Source organism: Streptomyces sp. MK37H, assembly GCF_018035285.1.
Taxonomy (GTDB): Bacteria; Actinomycetota; Actinomycetes; order Streptomycetales; family Streptomycetaceae; genus Streptomyces; species Streptomyces endocoffeicus.
Genome location: NZ_JAAAYH010000032.1, coordinates 1 through 20,085 on the forward strand (window position 1 = coordinate 1; position 20,085 = coordinate 20,085).

At 74.4% G+C, this 20,085-nt stretch carries 2 protein-coding genes; both read left to right on the forward strand.

The features are described 5' to 3' along the window. A partial coding sequence (locus tag GWI24_RS07675; RefSeq protein ID WP_247616030.1) for a serine hydrolase occupies nucleotides 1-1,316 on the forward strand: 1,316 nt, incomplete at its 5' end. Between the two features lie 136 nt (nucleotides 1,317-1,452). After that, nucleotides 1,453-20,082, forward strand: a complete 18,630-nt coding sequence (locus GWI24_RS07680; RefSeq protein WP_210945141.1) for a non-ribosomal peptide synthetase — start codon at nucleotides 1,453-1,455, stop codon at nucleotides 20,080-20,082. The last annotated feature ends 3 nt before the right edge of the window (nucleotides 20,083-20,085 follow it).

Here is a 20,085-nt window from a genome sequence, read left to right on the forward strand (position 1 = left end):
TACGCCGCGTCCTCGAGGACCGGCTGACCGCCCTGGCCCGCGCCCATCAGGTGCCCGGTGCCCAACTCGCCCTGCACAGCGGCGGAATGACACTCGCCGTGGAGACCGGCGTCCTGGACGCGGACACCGGTGAGCCGTGCACCGCCGACGCGGCCGTGCCCATCGGCTCCATCACCAAGGCGTACACCGCGACCGTGGTGATGCTCCTGGTGGCGGACGGCGATGTGGAGCTGGACGACCGGCTCGGCGACCATGTGCCGGAGCTGCGGCGGTCCGGTCCGCCGTGCACGGTGCGCCAGGTGCTCAGCCACACCGCGGGGCTTCCGTCCGGACCCGACTCCGACCAGGTGGCCTCGCTGACCGCCGCGCGCTATCTGCTGGACCACTGCACCGACCGCACCCTGGTGATGCCCCCGGGGACGGACTTCTCCTACTCCAACGCGGGCTTCGTGGCCGCGGGCCGGCTGATCGAGACGGTCACCGGGATGAGCTGGCAGGAGGCCGTGCGGTCCGTTCTGCTCGATCCGCTGGGCACCGTGCCGTCCTTCATCGGCACGGCCGGCGCTCCGCACCGGCCCACGGCGCGCGGCCACTCGGCCAACAAGACCACCGGCAGAACGCGGCCGGTGCGGCAGAACCTCGCCCCCGCCGAGGCCGCGGCCGGCGCTCTGAGGGCCAGTGCCCTCGATCTGGTGGCGCTGGGCCGGGCCCATCTCGGCGACGGGGCCTCGGGATTGCTGCCCCGCGAGCTCGCGGAGGAGATGCGCCGCCCGGTGCCCGGCGCCGACCCCGGTGTGCTGGCCGACGGCTGGGGCCTGGGCTGGGGGCTCTTCCGGCACGGCGACAGCCTGTGGTTCGGGCACGACGGCAACGCCCAGGGCACCTCCTGCTTCCTGCGGGCCGATCCCGCCACGGGCGCGGTGGTCGGCTTCACCGCCAACGCGGGCACCGGCACCGAGCTGTGGAACGAACTGACCGATGTCCTCGGCGAGATCACCGGCGTCCGGGTGCCCCCCACACCCAGCCCACGGCGCCGGGCCACCCCCATGGCCGTGACCTCGCAGTGCACCGGGATCTACCTCAACGGCGACATCGAGTACCAGGTGACCATCAGCGACGGCGGCGGTCTCGCCCTGTCCGTGGACGGCGACCTCCCCGCGCCGCTGGTCTGCCACGAGGACCTCACCTGCGATCTGGTGGACCCCTCCTCCGGACGCAGGCTCCCCGGCGGGCGCTTCGTCCGCGATCCGCGGACCGGCGCCGTGGACCGGATCCAGCTCTCGGGCCGGATGGCCCGTAAGAGCGCCCTGGTCTGAGGGCCCACCGCCCCGCACACGGCCGTTCTCCCCACATCTCCCCCGGCCGGGCGCGGGCACACCGGCTCGGCGCCCGCCGGCCCGAGCCGCCCCCCATATCCGCCCGTTCAACCGCTCTGAAGGGCCACAACCCACCATGACGGACCACTACGAGACCTCATCGGTGTCCGCAACCCAACCCGTCCCGGACCTCCCTCCGGAGGCGTGGAACGCCACGGACCGCGCCGTCTCCCGCGCACCGCTCGGCGAGCTCTTCGCCGTCTGGGCGGAGCGCACCCCCAAGGCTCCGGCCCTGGTGGCGGACGGGCGCGAGTGGTCCTTCGGGGAGGTCGAGCGCTGGGCGAACCGGCTGGCCCACCATCTCATCGGGCAGGGCGTGGGTCCGGAGCGCGTGGTGGCGCTGGTGCTGCCCCGCTCGGCCGAACTGGTGGTGGCCGAGCTGGCGGTGGCGAAGGCCGGTGGCGCCTACCTCCCGATCGACCCCGCGCACCCCGAGGAGCGCCGGGCCATGATGCTGGCCGACGCCCGGCCGGTGGCCGTGCTGGACGACCCGGCGCGGATCCGGGAGCTGGGGGCCGGGGCGGGCCCGGATCACGCGCCCGGCCGGGGGGAACTGCTCGGCCCGCTGTGCCCCGAGCATCCCGCGTATGTCATCTACACCTCCGGCTCCACGGGGGTGCCCAAGGGCGTGCTGGTACCGCACGCCGGTCTGGGCAACTTCTCGGCCGCGACGGCGGCCCACTACCAGGTCCGGCCGGGCGACCGGGTGCTGCAGTTCTCCTCGCCCAGCTTCGACGCCTCCGTCCTGGAGCTGTGCTCCTCCCTGCTGGCCGGGGCGGCGCTGGTGGTGCCCCCGGAGGGGCCCCTGCTGGGCGCCGAGCTGGCGTCGGTCCTGCGGGAGAGGCGGGTGACCCATGCCCTGATCCCCCCGGCGGCGCTCGCCACTGTGCCCCCGGAGGAACTCCACGACGGGCTGTCCGACTTCCGCACGCTGATCGTGGGCGCGGAGGCGTGCCCCGCCGATCTGGTGGACCTGTGGGCACCCGGGCGGCGGATGGTCAACTCCTACGGCCCGACGGAGGCCACGGTCGTGGCCTCCTGGACGGACGCTCTGGCGGCGGGCTCCGGCGCCCCGCCGATCGGCCGTCCGCTGCCCAACACCCGGGTGTTCGTGCTGGACGAGGCGGCGCGGCAGGTGCCGATCGGGGTCACGGGAGAGCTGTGCATCGGCGGGGCGGGCCTGGCCCGCGGCTATCTCGACCGGCCGGGGCTGACCGCCGAGCGGTTCACCGCCTGCCCCTTCGGCCCGCCCGGCTCGCGGATGTACCGCACCGGTGACCTGGTCCGCTGGAACGCCGACGGCGAACTGGAATTCCTCGGCCGGGCCGACCAGCAGGTCAAGATACGCGGCTTCCGTATCGAACTGGGCGAGGTGGAGGCCGCGTTGGCCCGCCATCCCCAGGTGGGATCCGCCGTGGTCACCGTACGGGAGGACGAGCCCGGTCAGAAGCGGCTGGTCGCCTATGTGGTGCCGCCCAGCGGCGGGACCTCGCCGAAGGCCGCGGAGGTGCGTGCCGCGGTGGCCCGCGTGCTGCCGGCGCATATGGTGCCGTCCGCCTACGTCGTACTGGACGCGTTCCCCCTCACCCCGCACCGCAAGATCGACCGGCAGGCGCTGCCCGCCCCGCGCTCCGCGCCGGACGGCGACTCGCGCCACATCGCCCCGCGCACCCCCGCCGAGGAGGCCCTGGCCCGCATCTGGTCCGAGGTGCTGCCGGTGGACACCGTGGGCGTGGAGGACGACTTCCTGGGCCTGGGCGGCGACTCAATCCTCGGCGTGCGACTGCTGACCCGGATCCGGGCCGAGCTGGGCATGGAGCTCTCGCTGCGCGATCTGCTCGACGCCAGGACGGTGGCGCGGCTGGCCGGCAAGCTGCCCGCCGCGGCGGCCGACACGCCCGAGGCGCCGATCCCGCCCGCGCCGCGCGACCGTCCGCTGCCGCTGTCCTCCGCCCAGCGGCGGCTGTGGTTCCTGGACGATCTGACCTCCGGCGGAACCGAGTACAACACCGGGGCCGGACTGCGGCTCGACGGCCCGCTGGACGCGGCCGCGCTGCGCCGGGCGCTGGACCGGCTCGCCGCCCGCCATGACGCCCTGCGCACCACCTTCGCCACGGTGGACGGACACGGGGTGCAGCAGGTGGCCGCGCACGGGACCGTACCGCTCGAGCAGCTCGACCTCGGCGGGCATCCGGCGCGGCGGCGCGCCGAGGCGCTCGACGCCACGCTGACCGCCGAGCTGAACCGGCCCTACGACCTGAGACAGTCCCCGCTGACCAGGGCGCTGCTGATCCGGCTCGCCGACGAGGAGCACATCCTGCTGCTGGCGCAGCACCACATCGTCACCGACGGCTGGTCGGTCGGGCTGCTGGTGCGCGAACTGGCCGCGCTCTACGCCGCCGAGGTGTCCGGCACCGACGCCGCGCTCCCCCAGCCCGCCCTCCAGTACCCGGACTTCGCGGTGTGGGAGCGGAGCCGTCCCGCCACCGCAGGTGAGGACGCCGATCTGGAGTACTGGCGGGGCCGGCTGGCCGGGATACAGACGCTGGAGCTGCCCACCGACCGTCCGCGCCCGCCGGTGCGCACCACGGCGGGCGCGGTGCACCGCCGTGAGCTGCCCGCCGAGCTGGTGGCGGGGCTGGCCCGGCTCGGCAGGGAGCGGGACACCACGCAGTTCACCCTGCTCGCGGCCGCCGTCGCGGTGCTGTTCTCCCGCTACTCGGGCCAACGGGACATCGCCTTCGGCACCGTGACCGCCGGGCGCCACCGCAAGGAGCTGGAGTCGGTCGCCGGGTTCTTCGTCAACACCCTCGTGCTGCGCGCCGATGTGAACGGGGACAGCACGGTCGAGCGGTTCCTGGACGCGATGCGCGAGACGGTGCTGGACGCCTTCAGCCATGACCGGCTGCCGTTCGAGCGGGTGGTCGAGGAGCTGGCCCCGCGCCGCGACCCCAGCCGCAACCCGCTGGTGCAGGCGCTGGTCGTCCAGCAGAGCGCCATGGTGCCCGCCCAGGAGGCGGGGGGTGTGCGGATCACCGAGCACTCCCTGCCGCGCCCGGCCGCGCGGTTCGATCTGGTGCTGGAGTTCCTGCCCCGCGACGACGGCTCGCTGGGGCTGACCGTCGAGTTCAACTCCGATCTGTTCGACGCCGCCACGATCGAGCGGATGGCCGGGCATCTGCACCGGCTGCTGACCGCCATGGTGGCCGACCCCGGCGCCACCCTGATCGAGCTGCGGATGCTGGCCGACGCCGAGTGGCATGCGATGCTCGACGCCTGGAACGGGCCGGAGCGGCCCGCGGTCGAGGCCACCCTGCCCGGCCTCTTCGCCGCCCAGGTGGCGCGGCGGCCTACCGCCACCGCCGTGACCTGCGGGGACATCAGCCTCTCCTACGACGTGATGAACCGGCGCGCCAACCGGCTGGCGCGGCTGCTCATCGACCGTGGTGCCGGCCCCGAGCGGCTGGTGGCCCTCGCGCTGCCCCGCTCGGCCGAGCTCGTCGTCGTCCTGCTGGCGGTGCTCAAGGCGGGCGCCGGATATCTGCCGGTGGACCCCGAATACCCCGCCGAGCGCATCGCGTTCATGCTGGAGGACGCCGCGCCCTCGACCGTCCTCACCACCACCGGGGCGGCCGGCTGCCTGCCCGCGGACGCCGCACCGCTGCTGCTGGACGACCCGGGGGTACGCGCCCGGCTGGACGGGCTCGCGGACGGCGACATCACCGACGCCGAGCGGCTCCGGCCGCTGGTCCCGGCCCATCCCGCCTATGTCATCTACACCTCCGGATCGACCGGCCGGCCCAAGGGCGTGGTGGTCACCCACCGCAGTGTGGCGGAGCTCGCGGCCTGGGCCGAGGCGGAGCTGGGGCGGGAGCGGCTGACCGACGTGGTCGCCTCGACCTCGCTCAACTTCGATGTGTCGGTCTTCGAGATCCTCTGCCCGCTGCTGGCCGGCGGCAGCGTCGAGGTGGTGCGGGATCTGCTCGCCCTCACCGATCCCGAGGGGCGGCCGCGGGCGACTGGGCTGCTCAGCGGGGTGCCCTCGGTGTTCTCCCGGCTGCTGGGCGAGGATCGCCCGGCGGACTGGGCCCGGACCGTCGTACTGGCGGGCGAGGCGCTGCCCGCCCAGACCGTACGGGACATCCGGGAGGCCATGCCGTCCTGCCGGATCGCCAATCTGTACGGGCCGACCGAGGCCACGGTGTACGCCACCGGCTGGTTCTGCGACGGCCAGGCGCCCGCGCAGGCCCCGCCGATCGGCCGCCCGGTCGCGGGCACCCGCGCGTACGTACTGGACCCGACGCTGCGGCTGGTGCCGCCCGGGGTGACCGGTGAGCTGTATCTGGGCGGGCAGGGCCTGGCCCGGGGCTATCTGCGGCGGCCCGGGCTGACCGCCCACCGCTTTCTCGCGGACCCCTTCGGGGCGCCCGGCAGCCGGATGTACCGCACCGGTGACCTGGTCCGCTGGAACGGCGAAGGCCGGCTGGAGTACGTCGGCAGAACCGATTACCAGGTGAAGATCCGCGGCTTCCGCATCGAGCTGGGCGAGGTGGAGACGGCGCTGCTGCGCCACCCCGACATCGCCGAGGCGGCGGCCGTCGCCCGGGAGACGGACGGCCACCAGCGGCTGATCGGCTATGTGGTGGCCGCCGCGGGCGCGGAGCCCGACCCGGCGGGGCTGCGGCGGTTCCTGCGTCGCTCGCTGCCCGACTACATGGTGCCCGCCTCGGTCGTCGTCCTGGAGCGGATGCCCCTCAACCCCAACGGCAAGCTGGACCGCGGCCGGCTCCCCGAGCCGGACTGGGCCGAGGCCGCGGCACCGGGCTATGTGGCGCCCCGGACCGCCACCGAGCGGACCCTGGCGGCGGTCTGGGCCCGGATCCTGCGCGTGGAGCGCGTGGGGATGGAGGACAACTTCTTCTCCCTCGGCGGCGATTCGATCCTCAGCATCCAGTTGGTCTCCCAGGCACGGCAGGCCGGGCTCGCCATCACCTCGCGCGATGTCTACCGCCATCAGACGATCGCCGCGCTGGCCCTGCACCTGGACACCACCACGGCCCCGGCCGAGCCCACCTCCGAGGGGGACGAGACGGCCACCGGGGAGCTGCCGCTGACCCCCATTCAGCACTGGCTGTTCACCGCCGACCCCGAGCGGGCCGGCCACTTCAACCAGACCATCTCCCTGGTGCTGCCCGAGGATGTGGACGAGGACGCGCTGCGGCACGCCCTGGACGCGCTGGTGGACCACCATGACGCCCTGCGCTCCCGCTTCCAGCGGCGGGACGGCGGCTGGTACCAGCGGATCGAGGACCCGGCCGCCGTCCGCGTACCGCTCCAGACCACCGGCGCCGAGCACCTGGGCCGCTTCGACCTGGCCGAGGGGCCTCTGATGCGGGCGGTGCTCGACCGGGACGCCGGGCCGCGCCCGGTCCTCCACCTCACCATCCATCACGCGGTGGTGGACGGGGTGTCCTGGCGCGTCGTCCTGGAGGATCTCGACAGCGCCTACCGGCGGGCGGCCCGGGACGAGGGCGCCGGGCTTCCCGCGAAGTCCTCGCCGCTGCGCCGCTGGGCGCTGCGGCTCAACACCCATGCCGGGGAAGGCGGGTTCGCCGACGAGGAGGCGCACTGGACCGGTCTGGCCGGGGCCTGCGACCCCTCGCTGCCGACGGACCTGCACGGCACGGCCGGGGTAAGCGCGGTGAACACCTATGCCTCGGCCCGGTCGGTCACCGTCCGGCTCGGCCCGGAGGAGACCGCCGCACTCCTCCAGACGCTGCCCGAGGTCTACCGCACACAGGTCAACGATGTGCTGCTGAGCGCGCTGGCCCGGGTGCTGCGCCGCTGGACCGGGCGCGACCGGGTGCCGGTGGACGTGGAGGGCCACGGCCGGGAGGAGCTCTTCGCGGACCTGGATCTGTCCCGTACGGTCGGCTGGTTCACCACCCGCTTCCCGGTGGCGCTCGACCTTCCGGACGGCGGCTGGGGCGACGTCCTCAAGTCCGTCAAGGAGCAGATGCGGGCCGTACCACGGCGTGGTCTGGGCTATGGGGTGCGGCGCCATCTGCTCGATGACGCGGGCCTCCCCGACGGCCCCACGGCCGGGATCAGCTTCAACTACCTCGGCCGGTTCGAGGCGCCGGGCGGCGGCGACGGGCTCTTCCGCGGTCTGCACCGGGAGCTGGCCCTGGACGCCGACCCCAGCTCACCGCGCCCGCATCCGCTGGAGGTGGTGGGCCGGGCCTGGGGGGACCACCTGGAGTTCACCTGGTTCTACTCCGCGCGGCTGCACCGGGAGGAGACGGTCGCCCGGCTCGCCGGGGAGTTCCGCGAGGCGCTGTGCGAGATCGCCCGGCACGGCAGCGCGCCCGGCGCGGGCGGCCGCACCCCGTCCGACTTCCCGCTCGCCGCCCTCGACCAGGCCGCCGTGGACCGGCTGGCCGGGAACGGCGGCACGGTGGAGGACATCTACCCGCTCACCCCCACCCAGGCGGGCATGCTGTTCCACGCCTTGGCGCAAGGCGACCGGCGGGCCTACTTCCAGCAGCTCACCTTCGTCCTCGACGGGGTGCCGGAGCCGGCGGCGCTGGCCGCGGCCTGGCAGCAGGTCGCCGACCGCACCCAGGTGCTACGCGCCCGGGCGGTGTGGGAAGGGGTGCCGGAGCCGGTCCAGGTGGTGGAGCGCGGGGTCCGGATCCCGGTGGCCCTGCTCGACTGGCGTCATCTGTCCGGCCCGGACGAGCGCCGGCAGGAGCTGGGGAGGTTCCTCGCCGAGGACCGGGAGCGCGGGCTCGACCTGGCCGCCGCCCCGCTGACGCGGCTGGCGCTGGCCCGGCTGTCGGAGACCGAGGTCCAGGTGGTGTGGACGTTCCACCATCTGATCCTGGACGGCTGGAGCCTGTTCCAGGTGCTCTCCGATGTCTTCCACTGCCACGCACGGGCGCGTGACGGGGCGTCCGGCGCGGCCATGGCCACCGGGCTGCCCGGCCGCCGCCCGTTCGGCGACTATGTGGCCTGGCTGCGGGAGCGCGACGGGGCCCTGGCCGAGCAGCACTGGCGGGCCCGGCTCGGCGATCTCACCGAGCCCACCCCGCTGCCGTACGACCGGGAGCCCACCGAGACCCATCACGCCGAGTCCACCGAAGACCTCCGCGTCACCCTGCCCGCCGCCACCACCCAGCGGCTCCAGACCCTGGCACGGGACGAGGGGCTCACCCTGAACACCGTGGTGCAGGGCGCCTGGGCGCTGCTGCTGGCCCGCCGGTCCGGCCGCGAGGACGTGGTCTTCGGGACCACGGTGTCCGGACGGCCGCCGGAGCTGCCGGGCGTGGAGACGATGAACGGGCTGTTCATCACCACCGTGCCGACCCGCCTCACGGTTCCGGCCGGGTCCACCCTGCTGTCCTGGCTGAGCACGGTGCAGTCCGGGCAGACCGAGGACCGGCGGTTCGACTTCGTACCGCTCACCCGGCTGCGCTCCTGGACCGCTCTGCCCGAGCGGGTGAACCTCTTCGACTCCATCGTGGTCTTCGAGAACTATCCGATCGGCGGGGACCTCGCCGCCGCGCACGGCCTCGCCCTGCGCGAGCTGAACGGCGTCGAGACCACCAACTACCCGCTGTCCCTGGTGGTCTACCCCGGCGAGGAGCTGGCGCTGCGGCTCGGCTACGACCCGGCGCTGTTCGACGAGGCCACCGCCCGGCGCATGGCGGAGCACCTGACGGTGCTGCTGACGGCCATGGCCGACACCCCGGACCGGGCGCCCGCACACCTTCCGCTGCTCACCGCCGCCCGCCGCGACCAGGTGCTCCGGGAGTGGAACGACACCGCGGTCCCGCTGCCCGAGTCCACGGTGGCCGGGCTGTTCGCCGAGCGGGTGCGGTGTGCGCCGGACGCGACGGCCCTGGACGGCGAGGCGGGCCCGGTGAGCTACCGGGAGCTGGACATCCGCGCCAACCGGCTGGCCCACCGCCTCATCGGCCACGGCGTCGGCCCGGAGCGCCCGGTGGCCGTCCTGATGGACCGGTCGGTGGAGCTGGTGGTGGCGCTGCTGGCGGTCGTCAAGGCGGGCGGGGCGTACGTACCGCTGGACATCCGCGCCCCCGGGGACCGGCTGCGGAGCGTGCTGGCGGAGGCGGGCGCGGAGGTGCTGCTGACCGACCACGCGTGGGAGCGCACGGCGGCGACCATCTCGGACGCCGCGCGGACCCTGCTCGTGGAGCCCGACGGCGACGACGGCCCGTCGCAGCCGCCGAACGTGGCGCTCTCCCCCGACAACGCCCTGTATCTGATGTTCACTTCGGGCTCCACCGGGCGGCCCAAGGGCGTCGCGGTGCGCCACCGCGATGTGACCGCCCTCGTCGCGGACCGCGCCTTCGCGGACCACGACCGGGTGCTGGTGCACTCGCCCCAGGCGTTCGACGCCTCGACATACGAGCTGTGGGTGCCGCTGCTGCGCGGCGGCCGGGCCGTGCTGGCGCCCGCCGGGGACGTGGACGCGGACACCGTGCGCCGGGCGATCGCCGAGTACGGGGTGAGCTGTCTGTGGCTGACCGCCGGGCTGTTCCGGCTGCTGGCGCAGGAGGCGCCGGAGTGTCTGCGCGGCGCCCGGGAGGTGTGGACCGGCGGTGAGGCGGTGCCCCCGGGCGCGGTGCGCCGGGTGCTCGTGGCCTGCCCGGACCTGACGGTGATGGACGGCTACGGGCCCACCGAGACCACGACCTTCGCCACCCGGCGCCCCTTCCGCGCCGGGGAGGAGCTGCCGCGCTCGCTGCCCATCGGACGGCCGCTGGACAACACCCGGACGTACGTCCTCGACGGCGCCCTCCAGCCGCAACCGCCGGGCATTCCCGGGGAGTTGTACATCGCGGGCGCCGGGGTGGCGCGGGGCTACCATGGCCGCCCCGGCGCCACCGCCGAGCGGTACATCGCCGATCCGTTCGGGCCGCCCGGCTCCCGGATGTACCGCACCGGGGACATCGTGGCCTGGACGGACGACGGTGAACTGCGCTTCGTGGGCCGCGCCGACGACCAGCTGAAGGTCCGGGGCTTCCGCATCGAGCCGGGCGAGATCGAGGCCGCGCTGACCCGTCACGAGGCCGTGGCGGAGGCGGTCGTCGCGCTCTCCCGGGTGGGCGATCGCACGCTGCTGACCGGCTACGCGGTGCCGGTGGTCGGGGCCGAGGTGCCCGACGCCGGGGAGCTGCGGTCCTTCCTGGGCGGCCTGCTGCCCGACTACATGGTGCCCTCGGCGTTCGTCACCCTCGACGCGCTGCCGCTCACCCGCAACGGCAAGGTGGACCGCCGCCGGCTGCCCGCGCCCGACCCGGCGGCGGCCGGGACGGCGGGGTATGTGGCGCCCCGTACCGACACCGAGCGGGCCCTCGCGGAGATCTGGGGCACCCTGCTGGGGCGGGAGCGGATCGGCGCCGAGGACAACTTCTTCCATCTGGGCGGGGATTCGATCCTCAGCATCCAGGTGGCCTCCCGCGCCCGGCAGGCGGGGCTGGCCTTCACCCCCCGCGAGCTCTTCCGGCACCCGACCATCGCCTCGCTCGCCGCCGTCACCACCCCGACCGCGGCGCCCGCCGCCGACACCGGGCCGGTGACCGGTGAGGTGCCACTCACCCCGATCCAGCACTGGTTCTTGCGTCTGCGGACCGACCGGCCCGGCCACTTCAACCAGTCCGTGGTCGTGGAGCTCCAGCGGGAACCGGACCTCCGCGCGCTCCGCGCGGCGCTCGACGCGCTGCTGGTCCACCATGACGCGCTGCGCATGCGGTTCGAGCCCGGCGCCGACGGAAGCCCGCGGCAGTACTGCCCGCAGCCGGACCTGACGGCCCCGGCGCCCCTGCGGGAGCACGACCTGTCGGGGCTCGACGCGGACCAGTGCCGGGCCGTCGAGGACGCGGCGATGGCGGAGGCGCAGGCCGGGTTCGACCTGGCGCGGGGTCCGCTGCTGGCCGCGCGGCTGTTCCACCGCGGAGAGGCGCAGCGGCCGACGCTCTTCCTCACCGCCCACCACCTCGTGGTGGACGGTGTCTCCTGGCGGGTGCTGCTGGAGGATCTGAACACCGCGTACCAGCGGCTGCTCGCGGGCGGGCGGGACGGCCTCGGCCCTCGCACCACATCCGTACGGGACTGGTCCCGAAAGCTCACCGAGCACACCGCCGCCGGTGGTTTCGACGCCGAACTCCCCCACTGGCGGGCGGTGACCGCGGAGTGCGCCGCGGGGCTGCCCGTGGACGGCGAGGGGGACAACACGGTGGCGTCCATGGCCTCGGTCACCGTCCGGCTGGACCGGGAGCGCACCGAGGCGCTGCTGCGGCAGGTCCCCGAGGTCTACCGCACCCGTGTGGACGATGTGCTGCTCGCGGCGCTGGGCCGGGTGCTCGCCGACTGGACCGGGCGGCGCCGGATCGCCGTGGACCTGGAGGGCCACGGCCGGGAGGAGCATCTGCTGGACGGGGTGGACCTGTCCCGCACCGTCGGCTGGTTCACCAGCCTCTATCCGGTCGCCCTGGACGTCCCGGGCGGTGGCTGGGGCGAGACGCTGAAGTCCGTCAAGGAGCAGCTGCGGGCGGTGCCCACACGTGGCATCGGCCACGGCGCGCTGCGCCACCTCTCCCCCGACTCCGGGCTCCGGGGCGCGGCGGAGCCCGGCATCAGCTTCAACTACCTCGGACAGTTCGACTGGTCGGCGGCGGATGACGACACCGGTCTCGTCCGCACCGTACGGGGCGGTCTGAGCGGTGACGCCGCGCCCGACACGGCCCGCGCGCATCTGCTGGACGTCGTGGGCCGGGTGGAGCGCCGGTGCCTGGAGATCACCTGGTACTACGGCTCGGGGACGCACACCGAGGAGACGGTGGCCGGGCTGGCGCGGGGGATGCTCCGCGCGCTGGAGGAGATCATCGGTCACTGCGCCGATCCCGCGGCGGGCGGCCGTACCCCGTCGGACTTCCCGCTGGCCCGGCTCGACCAGACCGCGGTGGACCGGATCGCCGCCGACGGCCGGGCGGTGGAGGACATCTATCCGCTGACCCCGACCCAGGCCGGGATGCTGTTCCACGGGCTGATGGACCCGGCGTCGGACGCGTATGTCAACCAGGTCCAGCTGACGCTGACCGGGGTGGGCGAGCCACAGGCGCTGGCCACCGCGTGGCGGCGGACAGTGGACGCCAATCCGATCCTGCGCACCCATCTGGTGTGGGCGGACACCCCGGAGCCGCTCCAGGTCGTGACAGACCGGGCGGCGCTCCGGATCGTCCACCACGACTGGACGCGGCGGCCCGAGGAGTGGCGCGAGGCCGAGCTGGACCGGATGCTCGCCGAGGACCGGGCCGAGGGGATCGACCTGGCCACTGCGCCGCTGATGCGGCTGGCGCTGATCCGGCTGTCCGCCGACGAGGTGCGGATCGTCTGGACCTTCCACCATGTGCTGCTCGACGGCTGGAGCGCGGCACAGGTCTTCGACGAGGTCTGCGAGCGGTACGCGGCGCTGACCTCGGAACGGGCGCCCGTGGTGCCCGCCCGCCGGCCGTTCCGCGAGTACCTGGGCTGGCTCGGCGACCAGGACACGGCGGAGGCCGAGCGGTACTGGCGTACGGCGCTGGCCGGGTTCACCTCGCCCACCGAACTGCCGCGCGACCGGCCCGCGCCGGAGGCGCACCGCAGCGCCTCCTCGGGCTCGCACCGGGTCACGCTGAGCGCCGAGGAGTCCGCCCGGCTCCGGATGACCGCGCAGCGGGGCGGGCTGACCATGAACACGGTGGTGCAGGGCGCCTGGGCGCTGCTGCTCTCCCGGTACAGCGGGGCTGACGACCTGTGCTTCGGCACCACCGTCTCGGGGCGGCCGGCCGCGCTGCCGGGCGTCGAGTCCATGGTCGGGGTGTTCATCAACACCATCCCCACCCGGGTCCGGGTGGCCGGGGAGAGCGGACTGCTGGACTGGCTGCGGGAGCTGCAGTCGGCGCAGTCGGAGTCCCGGCTCTTCGAGTTCGTGTCCCTGGCGCAGCTGGGGAGCTGGAGTGAGGTGCCCGGCGGGGTGAGCCTCTTCGACTCCATCGTGGTCTTCGAGAACTACCCGTTCGACAGCGAGGCCATCGCGGCCCACGGTCTGGGCATCCGGCAGGAGCGGGATGTGGAGCCCACCAACTACGCGCTCAGCGTGGTGGTGGCGCCCGAGGAGCGGCTGTCGATCTGCCTGGACTACGACCCCGACGCGTTCGACGCCCCGACGATCGAGCGGCTGGGCGGCTGTCTGCGGAATCTGCTGGTGGAGATGGCGGCCGATCCGGAGCGGCGGCTGGATGAACTGCCGCTGGTCGGCGAGGCCGAGACACGCGGCATCCTCGACCGCTTCAGCGGCCCGGTCTCCGCGGCGCCGGACGCGGTGCTGCCCGCGCTCTTCGATGCGCAGGCGGCCCGTACGCCGGACGCGGTGGCGGTGATGGGCGACGGCGGACCGCTGACCTACCGGGAGCTGAACGAGCGCGCCAACCGGCTGGCCCGGCTGCTGATCGCCGCGGGCGCCGGGCCGGAACACTTCGTGGCCCTGGCCCTGCCGCGCACACCGGAACTGGTGGTGGCGGTGCTGGCGGTGCTCAAGAGCGGGGCGGCCTATCTCCCGGTCGACCCGGCGTATCCGGCGGAGCGGATCGCCTTCATGCTCGGCGACATCGCCCCGGACACGGTGGTGACCACCGGGGAGGTGGCGGACCGGATTCCCGCCGGAGCGGGTGGCGGCCGGATCCTGCTGGACGACGCGGAGCTCCGGGGGCGGCTGGCCCAACTGCCCGCCCAGGACATCGGCGACGCCGAGCGGCGCTGCCCGCTGCTCCCCGGCCATCCGGCGTACGCCATCCACACCTCGGGGTCGACCGGAACGCCCAAGGGCGTCGTGGTCACCCATGGGAGCGTGGCCGCCCTGGCGGCGTGGGCGCGGGAGGAGTTCGGCGCCCAGGGGCTCTCCCATGTGGTGGCCTCGACCTCCCTCAACTTCGATGTGTCGGTCTTCGAGATCCTCTGCCCGCTGCTGGCCGGTGGGGCCATCGAGATCGTCCGCGATCTGCTCACGCTGGCCGAGCGGAGGGAAGGCTGGACGGCGAGCCTGATCAGCGCCGTGCCCTCGGCGCTCGGGCAGGTGCTCGGCAAGGGGTCGGTCTCGGTGACGGCGGGCACCGTGGTGCTGGCGGGCGAGGGGCTCGCCGCCCGCACCGTGAAGGAGGTCCGGGCGGCCATCCCCGGCTGCCGGGTGGCGAACATCTACGGGCCCACCGAAGCGACCGTCTACGCCACCGCCTGGACCTGCGACCCCGCCGATCCGGACCGCACCCCGCCCATCGGCGCCCCGGTGGCCGCCACCCGGGCCTACGCACTGGACGCGCGGATGCGGCCGGTGCCGGTCGGGGTGCCGGGAGAGCTCTATCTGGCGGGGCCGGGGCTCGCCCGGGGGTACTTCGGCCGGCCGGGGCTGACCGCGCAGCGGTTCACGGCCGATCCGTTCGGCCCCGCGGGCGGCCGGATGTACCGCACCGGCGACCTGGTCCGCTGGGACGAGCGGGGGCAGCTGGAGTACCTGGGCAGAACCGACGACCAGGTCAAGGTGCGCGGTTTCCGTATCGAGCTGGGCGAGGTCGAGGCCGCGCTGGCGCGCCATCCCGGTGTCGCCGGGGCGGCCGCGGCCGTCGTCGACACCGGCGGTCACAAGCGGCTGGCCGGCTATGTGGTGCAGGTCCCGGGCTCCCCGCCGGTGGACACCGCCGCGATCCGCGCCTTCCTCGCCACGAGTCTGCCGGACCATATGGTCCCCTCGGCCGTGGTCGTCCTGGACCGGCTGCCGCTGGGGTCCAGCGGCAAGCTGGACCGGCGTGCGCTGCCCGCGCCCGTCTGGGCGGCCCGCGCCACCGGCCATGTCGAGCCGCGCACGGAGACCGAGAAGGCCCTCGCCGCCATCTGGGCGGAGGTGCTCGGTGTGGAGCGGATCGGCGTGGAGGACAACTACTTCGCCCTCGGCGGCGATTCCATCCTCAGCATCCAGATCGTCTCCGCCGCCCGGCGGGCCGGGATCGAGCTGACCCCGCGCCATCTCTTCGTTCACCAGACCGTGGCGGACCTGGCGGCGGCCGCGCGGGAGGCCCCGGCCACGGCGACCGCGACCGAGCGGGGTCCGGTCGTCGGGGAGGTGCCGCTGACCCCGATCCAGCACTGGCTCTTCGACCAACTCGACGCCACGGCGGGGCACTTCACCCAGTCGGTCTCGGCCGAACTGACCGCGCCGGTGGACGAGGGCGCGCTGCGCACCGCCCTGTCCACGGTGCTGACCCACCATGACGCCCTGCGGCTGCGCTTCGAGCGGACCGAGAACGGCGCCGTGCGCCAGCACAACGCCCCGCCGGACGCGGAGCCGGCTTGGGACGTCCACGATCTGTCCGTCGTGGCGCCGGAGCGGCGGGACGCGGTGATGCGGGAGACGGCGGGGCGGATCCGGGCCGGGTTCGATCTGGCCCGGGGACCGCTGCTGCGCGCCGTGCTCTTCACCCGGGGCGAGGCGGAACGGCCCGTACTGTTGCTGACGGCCCACCACTTGGTGGTGGACGCCGTCTCCTGGCGCATCGTGCTGGAGGATCTCGACACCGCCTACCGGCAGATCGTCGCGGGACGGACACCGGAGCCGGGCCCCAAGACCACGTCGTTCCGCACCTGGGCGCTGCGTCTGACCGAGCACACCGCCGCCGGGGGCTTCGACGCCGAGCGCGACCACTGGGCGGCCTCCCACGGCGCCGCCGACCTCCCCACGGACGGCGAGGGCCCCAACACCGCCGCCTCGGAGGAGCAGGTGACCGTCCGGCTCGACGCCGAGGAGACCCGTCTGCTGCTGCAGGAGGTGCCGGGCGCGTACCGGACCCGGGTCAACGACGTGCTGCTGTGCGCCCTGGGACGGGTGCTGGCCCGCTGGACCGGCCGGGACACGGTGGCGGTGGCCCTGGAGGGGCACGGCCGGGAGGAGATCTTCGGCGGGGTCGATCTGTCCCGTACGGTCGGCTGGTTCACCAGCATGTTCCCCGTCGTACTGGAGGCCCCCGCCTCCTCAGGGCTGGAACGGACGCTGAAGGCCGTCAAGGAACGGCTGCGGGCGGTCCCCGGGAACGGCCTGGGCTACGGCGCGCTGCGCCATCTGTCCGGCTCGGCCGCCGCCGGGCTTCCCGCCGCCCCGAAGATCAGCTTCAACTACCTGGGCCAGCAGGACTGGGAGCCCCCGGCGGGTGGTCTGCTGCACGCCCTGACCGGTGGGCTGGAGGGCGATATGAGCCCGGAGGCGCCCCGGCCGCATCTGCTCGATGTGATCGGCCAGGTGGCGGACCGGCGGCTCGAACTCAGCTGGTCCTACTCCCGGTCGCTGCACCAACGCGCCACGGTGCGCCGGCTCGCCGAGGAGATGGCGGAGGAGCTGCGGGCGATCGTCCGGCTGTGCACCCGCCCGGACGCGGGCGGGCGGACACCGTCGGACTTCCCGCTGGCCGCTCTTGACCAGGAGACCGTCGACCGGTTGGCGGGCGACGGCCGGGACGTGGCCGATATCCATCCGCTGACCCCGACCCAGTCCGGGCTGGTCTTCCATGCCCTGGCCCAGCGGGGCCAAGGGCTCTATGTGGAGCAGGCGACGTTCGTCCTGGACGGGGTCGGCGACTCCGGAGTGCTGGCCGCCGCCTGGCAGCATGTCGTGGACCGCACCCCGGTGCTGCGCGGCGCGGTGGTGGTACACGATGTGCCCGAGCCCCTGATGATCGTCCGCCGCACCGCGGCCGTACCGGTCGAGGAGCTCGACTGGAGCGGCCTCACGGAGGACGAGCGCACGGCCGAGCTGGAGCGGCTGCTGGACCGGGACCGCGCCCGCGGGATCGAGCTCACCGCGGCCCCGCTGCTCCGCGTCACCCTGGCCCGGCTCTCCCCCGGTGAGGTGCGGGTGCTGTGGACCTTCCACCATGTGCTGCTGGACGGCTGGAGCGTCTTCCAGGTGCTCGGCGATGTCTTCGCCGCCCATGCCGCCCTGGCCGCCGGTGAGCAGCCGAGACTGCCGGCCCGCAGGCCGTTCGCCGACTATGTGGCCTGGCTCGCCCGTCAGGACCGCACGCGCGCCGAGGCGCACTGGCGGCAGGCCCTGGGAGGATTCACCTCTCCCACTCCCCTCCCCTATGACCGCAGGCCGACGCCGGAGATCGCCACCCGGTCCTCGCGCTGGCTGTCGCACCGGCTCGGTGAGCGGGACACCGCCGCACTCCAGGACTTCGCACGGCGGCACCGGCTCACGCTGAATACGATCGTGCAGGGCGCTTGGGCCTTGCTCGTATCTCGCTTGAGCGGTGAGTCGGACGTCTGCTTCGGGACGACGGTCTCCGGGCGGCCGGCGGAGCTGCCCGGCGCGGACGACATCACCGGCATCTTCATCAACACCCTCCCGGTGCGGTGCGCGGTGGACGGCACCGCCGGTACCGCCGCCTGGCTGCGCGAGCTCCAGGCCGAGCAGGCGGACGCGCGCGGCTTCGGCCAGGTGCCGCTGGCCCAGCTGCGGGGCTGGAGCGAACTGCCCGCCGGGGCGGACCTCTTCGAGAGCCTGGTGGTGTTCGAGAACTACCCCATCAACAGCTCCGCGGCGGCCGAGCACGGGCTGCGGGTGCGCGATCTGAACGCCCTGGAGTCCACCAACTACGCGCTGACCGTGGTGGTCTCGCCCGGATCCGAACTGTCCGTGGAACTCGGCTACGACCCACGGCTGTTCGAGGAGTCCACCGCCGGGGCGCTGGCCGACCGGCTCACCCATCTCCTCGGCGCGCTGGCCGCGGCCCCCGACGAACTGCCGCTGGACCGCATCGACATCCTTCCGGCCGCCGAACGCCGCCGCCTCCTGGTGGACTGGAACGACACCGCCCGGCAGCTGCCCCGGGCGACCTGGGCCGAGCTCGTCGAGGCGGCGGCGGACCGCCGGCCCGACGCGACGGCGGTGGACTCCCCCGGCCTCCGGCTGACCTACGCGGAGCTGGACGGCCGGGCCAACCGCCTGGCCCATCACCTCATCGGGCAGGGCGTGGGCCCCGGCCGGATCGTCGCGCTGGTGCTGCCCCGCTCGGTGGAGTCCGTCGTCGCCCGGCTCGCGGTGGCCAAGGCCGGTGGCGCCTATCTGCCCATCGACCCCGACTACCCGGCCGAGCGCGTCGAGCTGATGCTCAAGGACTCCGCCCCGCATCTGGTGATCGAGCGGGCCGCCGAGGCCGAGGCGCCGGACGGCCCGGCGCACCGCCCCACGGACGCGGACCGGCTCACCGCCGTCCACCCGGACGACCCCGCCTATGTGATCTACACCTCCGGGTCCACCGGAATGCCCAAGGGCGTGGTCGTCACCCACCGCGGGATCGCTGGGTTCGCCGCCGCCGAGGCCGAGCACTTCCAGGTGCGGCCGGGCGACCGGGTGCTGCGGTTCTCCTCGCCCGGTTTCGACGCCTCCGTGCTGGAGCTGTGCATGGCGCTGCCGTCCGGGGCCACGCTGGTGGTGCCCGAGCCCGGCCCGCTGCTGGGCGGCCATCTCGCGGACGTGCTGCGGCGGCAGCGGATCACCCACACCCTCATCCCGCCCGCCGCCCTCGCGACACTGCCCCCGGGGACCGAGCGGGAGCTGCCCGATCTGCGGACGCTGATCGTGGGAGGGGACGCCTGCGGCGCGGACCTGGCCGCCCGCTGGGCGCCGCACCACCGCATGATCAACGCGTACGGACCGACCGAGACCACCGTGGTGGCCACCTGGTCCGAGCCGCTCCACCCCGACGGCACCCCGCCGCCGATCGGGCGGCCCATCCCCAACACCCGAGTGCATCTGCTCGACGCGCGGCTGCGCCCGGTGCCGGTGGGGGTGGCCGGCGAGCTGTGGGTCAGCGGTCCGTCGCTCGCCCGCGGCTATCTGGGCCGTGCCGGGCTGACCGCCGCCCGGTTCGTCGCCGACCCGTTCGGACCGCCCGGCTCCCGGATGTACCGCACCGGTGACCTCGCCCGCTACGACGCGGAAGGCCGCCTGCACCATCTGGGACGCGGCGACCACCAGCTCAAGCTGCACGGCCATCGCATCGAGGCCGGTGAGGTGGAGACCGCGCTGTGCGGCCACCCCGCCGTCGCGGAGGCCGTGGTGACGGTGCGGGAGGACGAGCCCGGGGTGCGCCGGCTGGTGGCCCATCTGGTCCTCGCACCCGGGGCCGGTGCCCCGGCCGACACCGAGTTGCGCACCCATCTGGGCCGGACGCTCCCCGGCCCGATGGTCCCGTCGGCGTTCGCCGTGCTGGACCGGCTGCCGCTTAACGAGAACGGCAAGACCGACCGCGCGGCGCTGCCCGCGCCCGGCCCCGCCACCATCACCGCCGCACCGGCCGCCCACATCCCCCCGCGCACCCCCACCGAGGAGGTCATCGCGGAGATCTGGTCGGAGGTGCTGGAGGTGTCGCCGGTCGGCGCGGAGGACGAGTTCTTCGCCCTGGGCGGTGACTCGGTCCGCAGTCTGCTGATCGCCTCCCGCGCCAAGGAGGCGTTCGCCGTCGATCTGACCCCGCGGGACATTCTGACCGCGCGCACCGTCTCCGCCCTCGCCGACCTGGTCGAGGAGCACATCCTGCGCGAACTCGAAGACGCCGCTTCCGGCGGCAGCGACCACGACGACCGGTGAGGA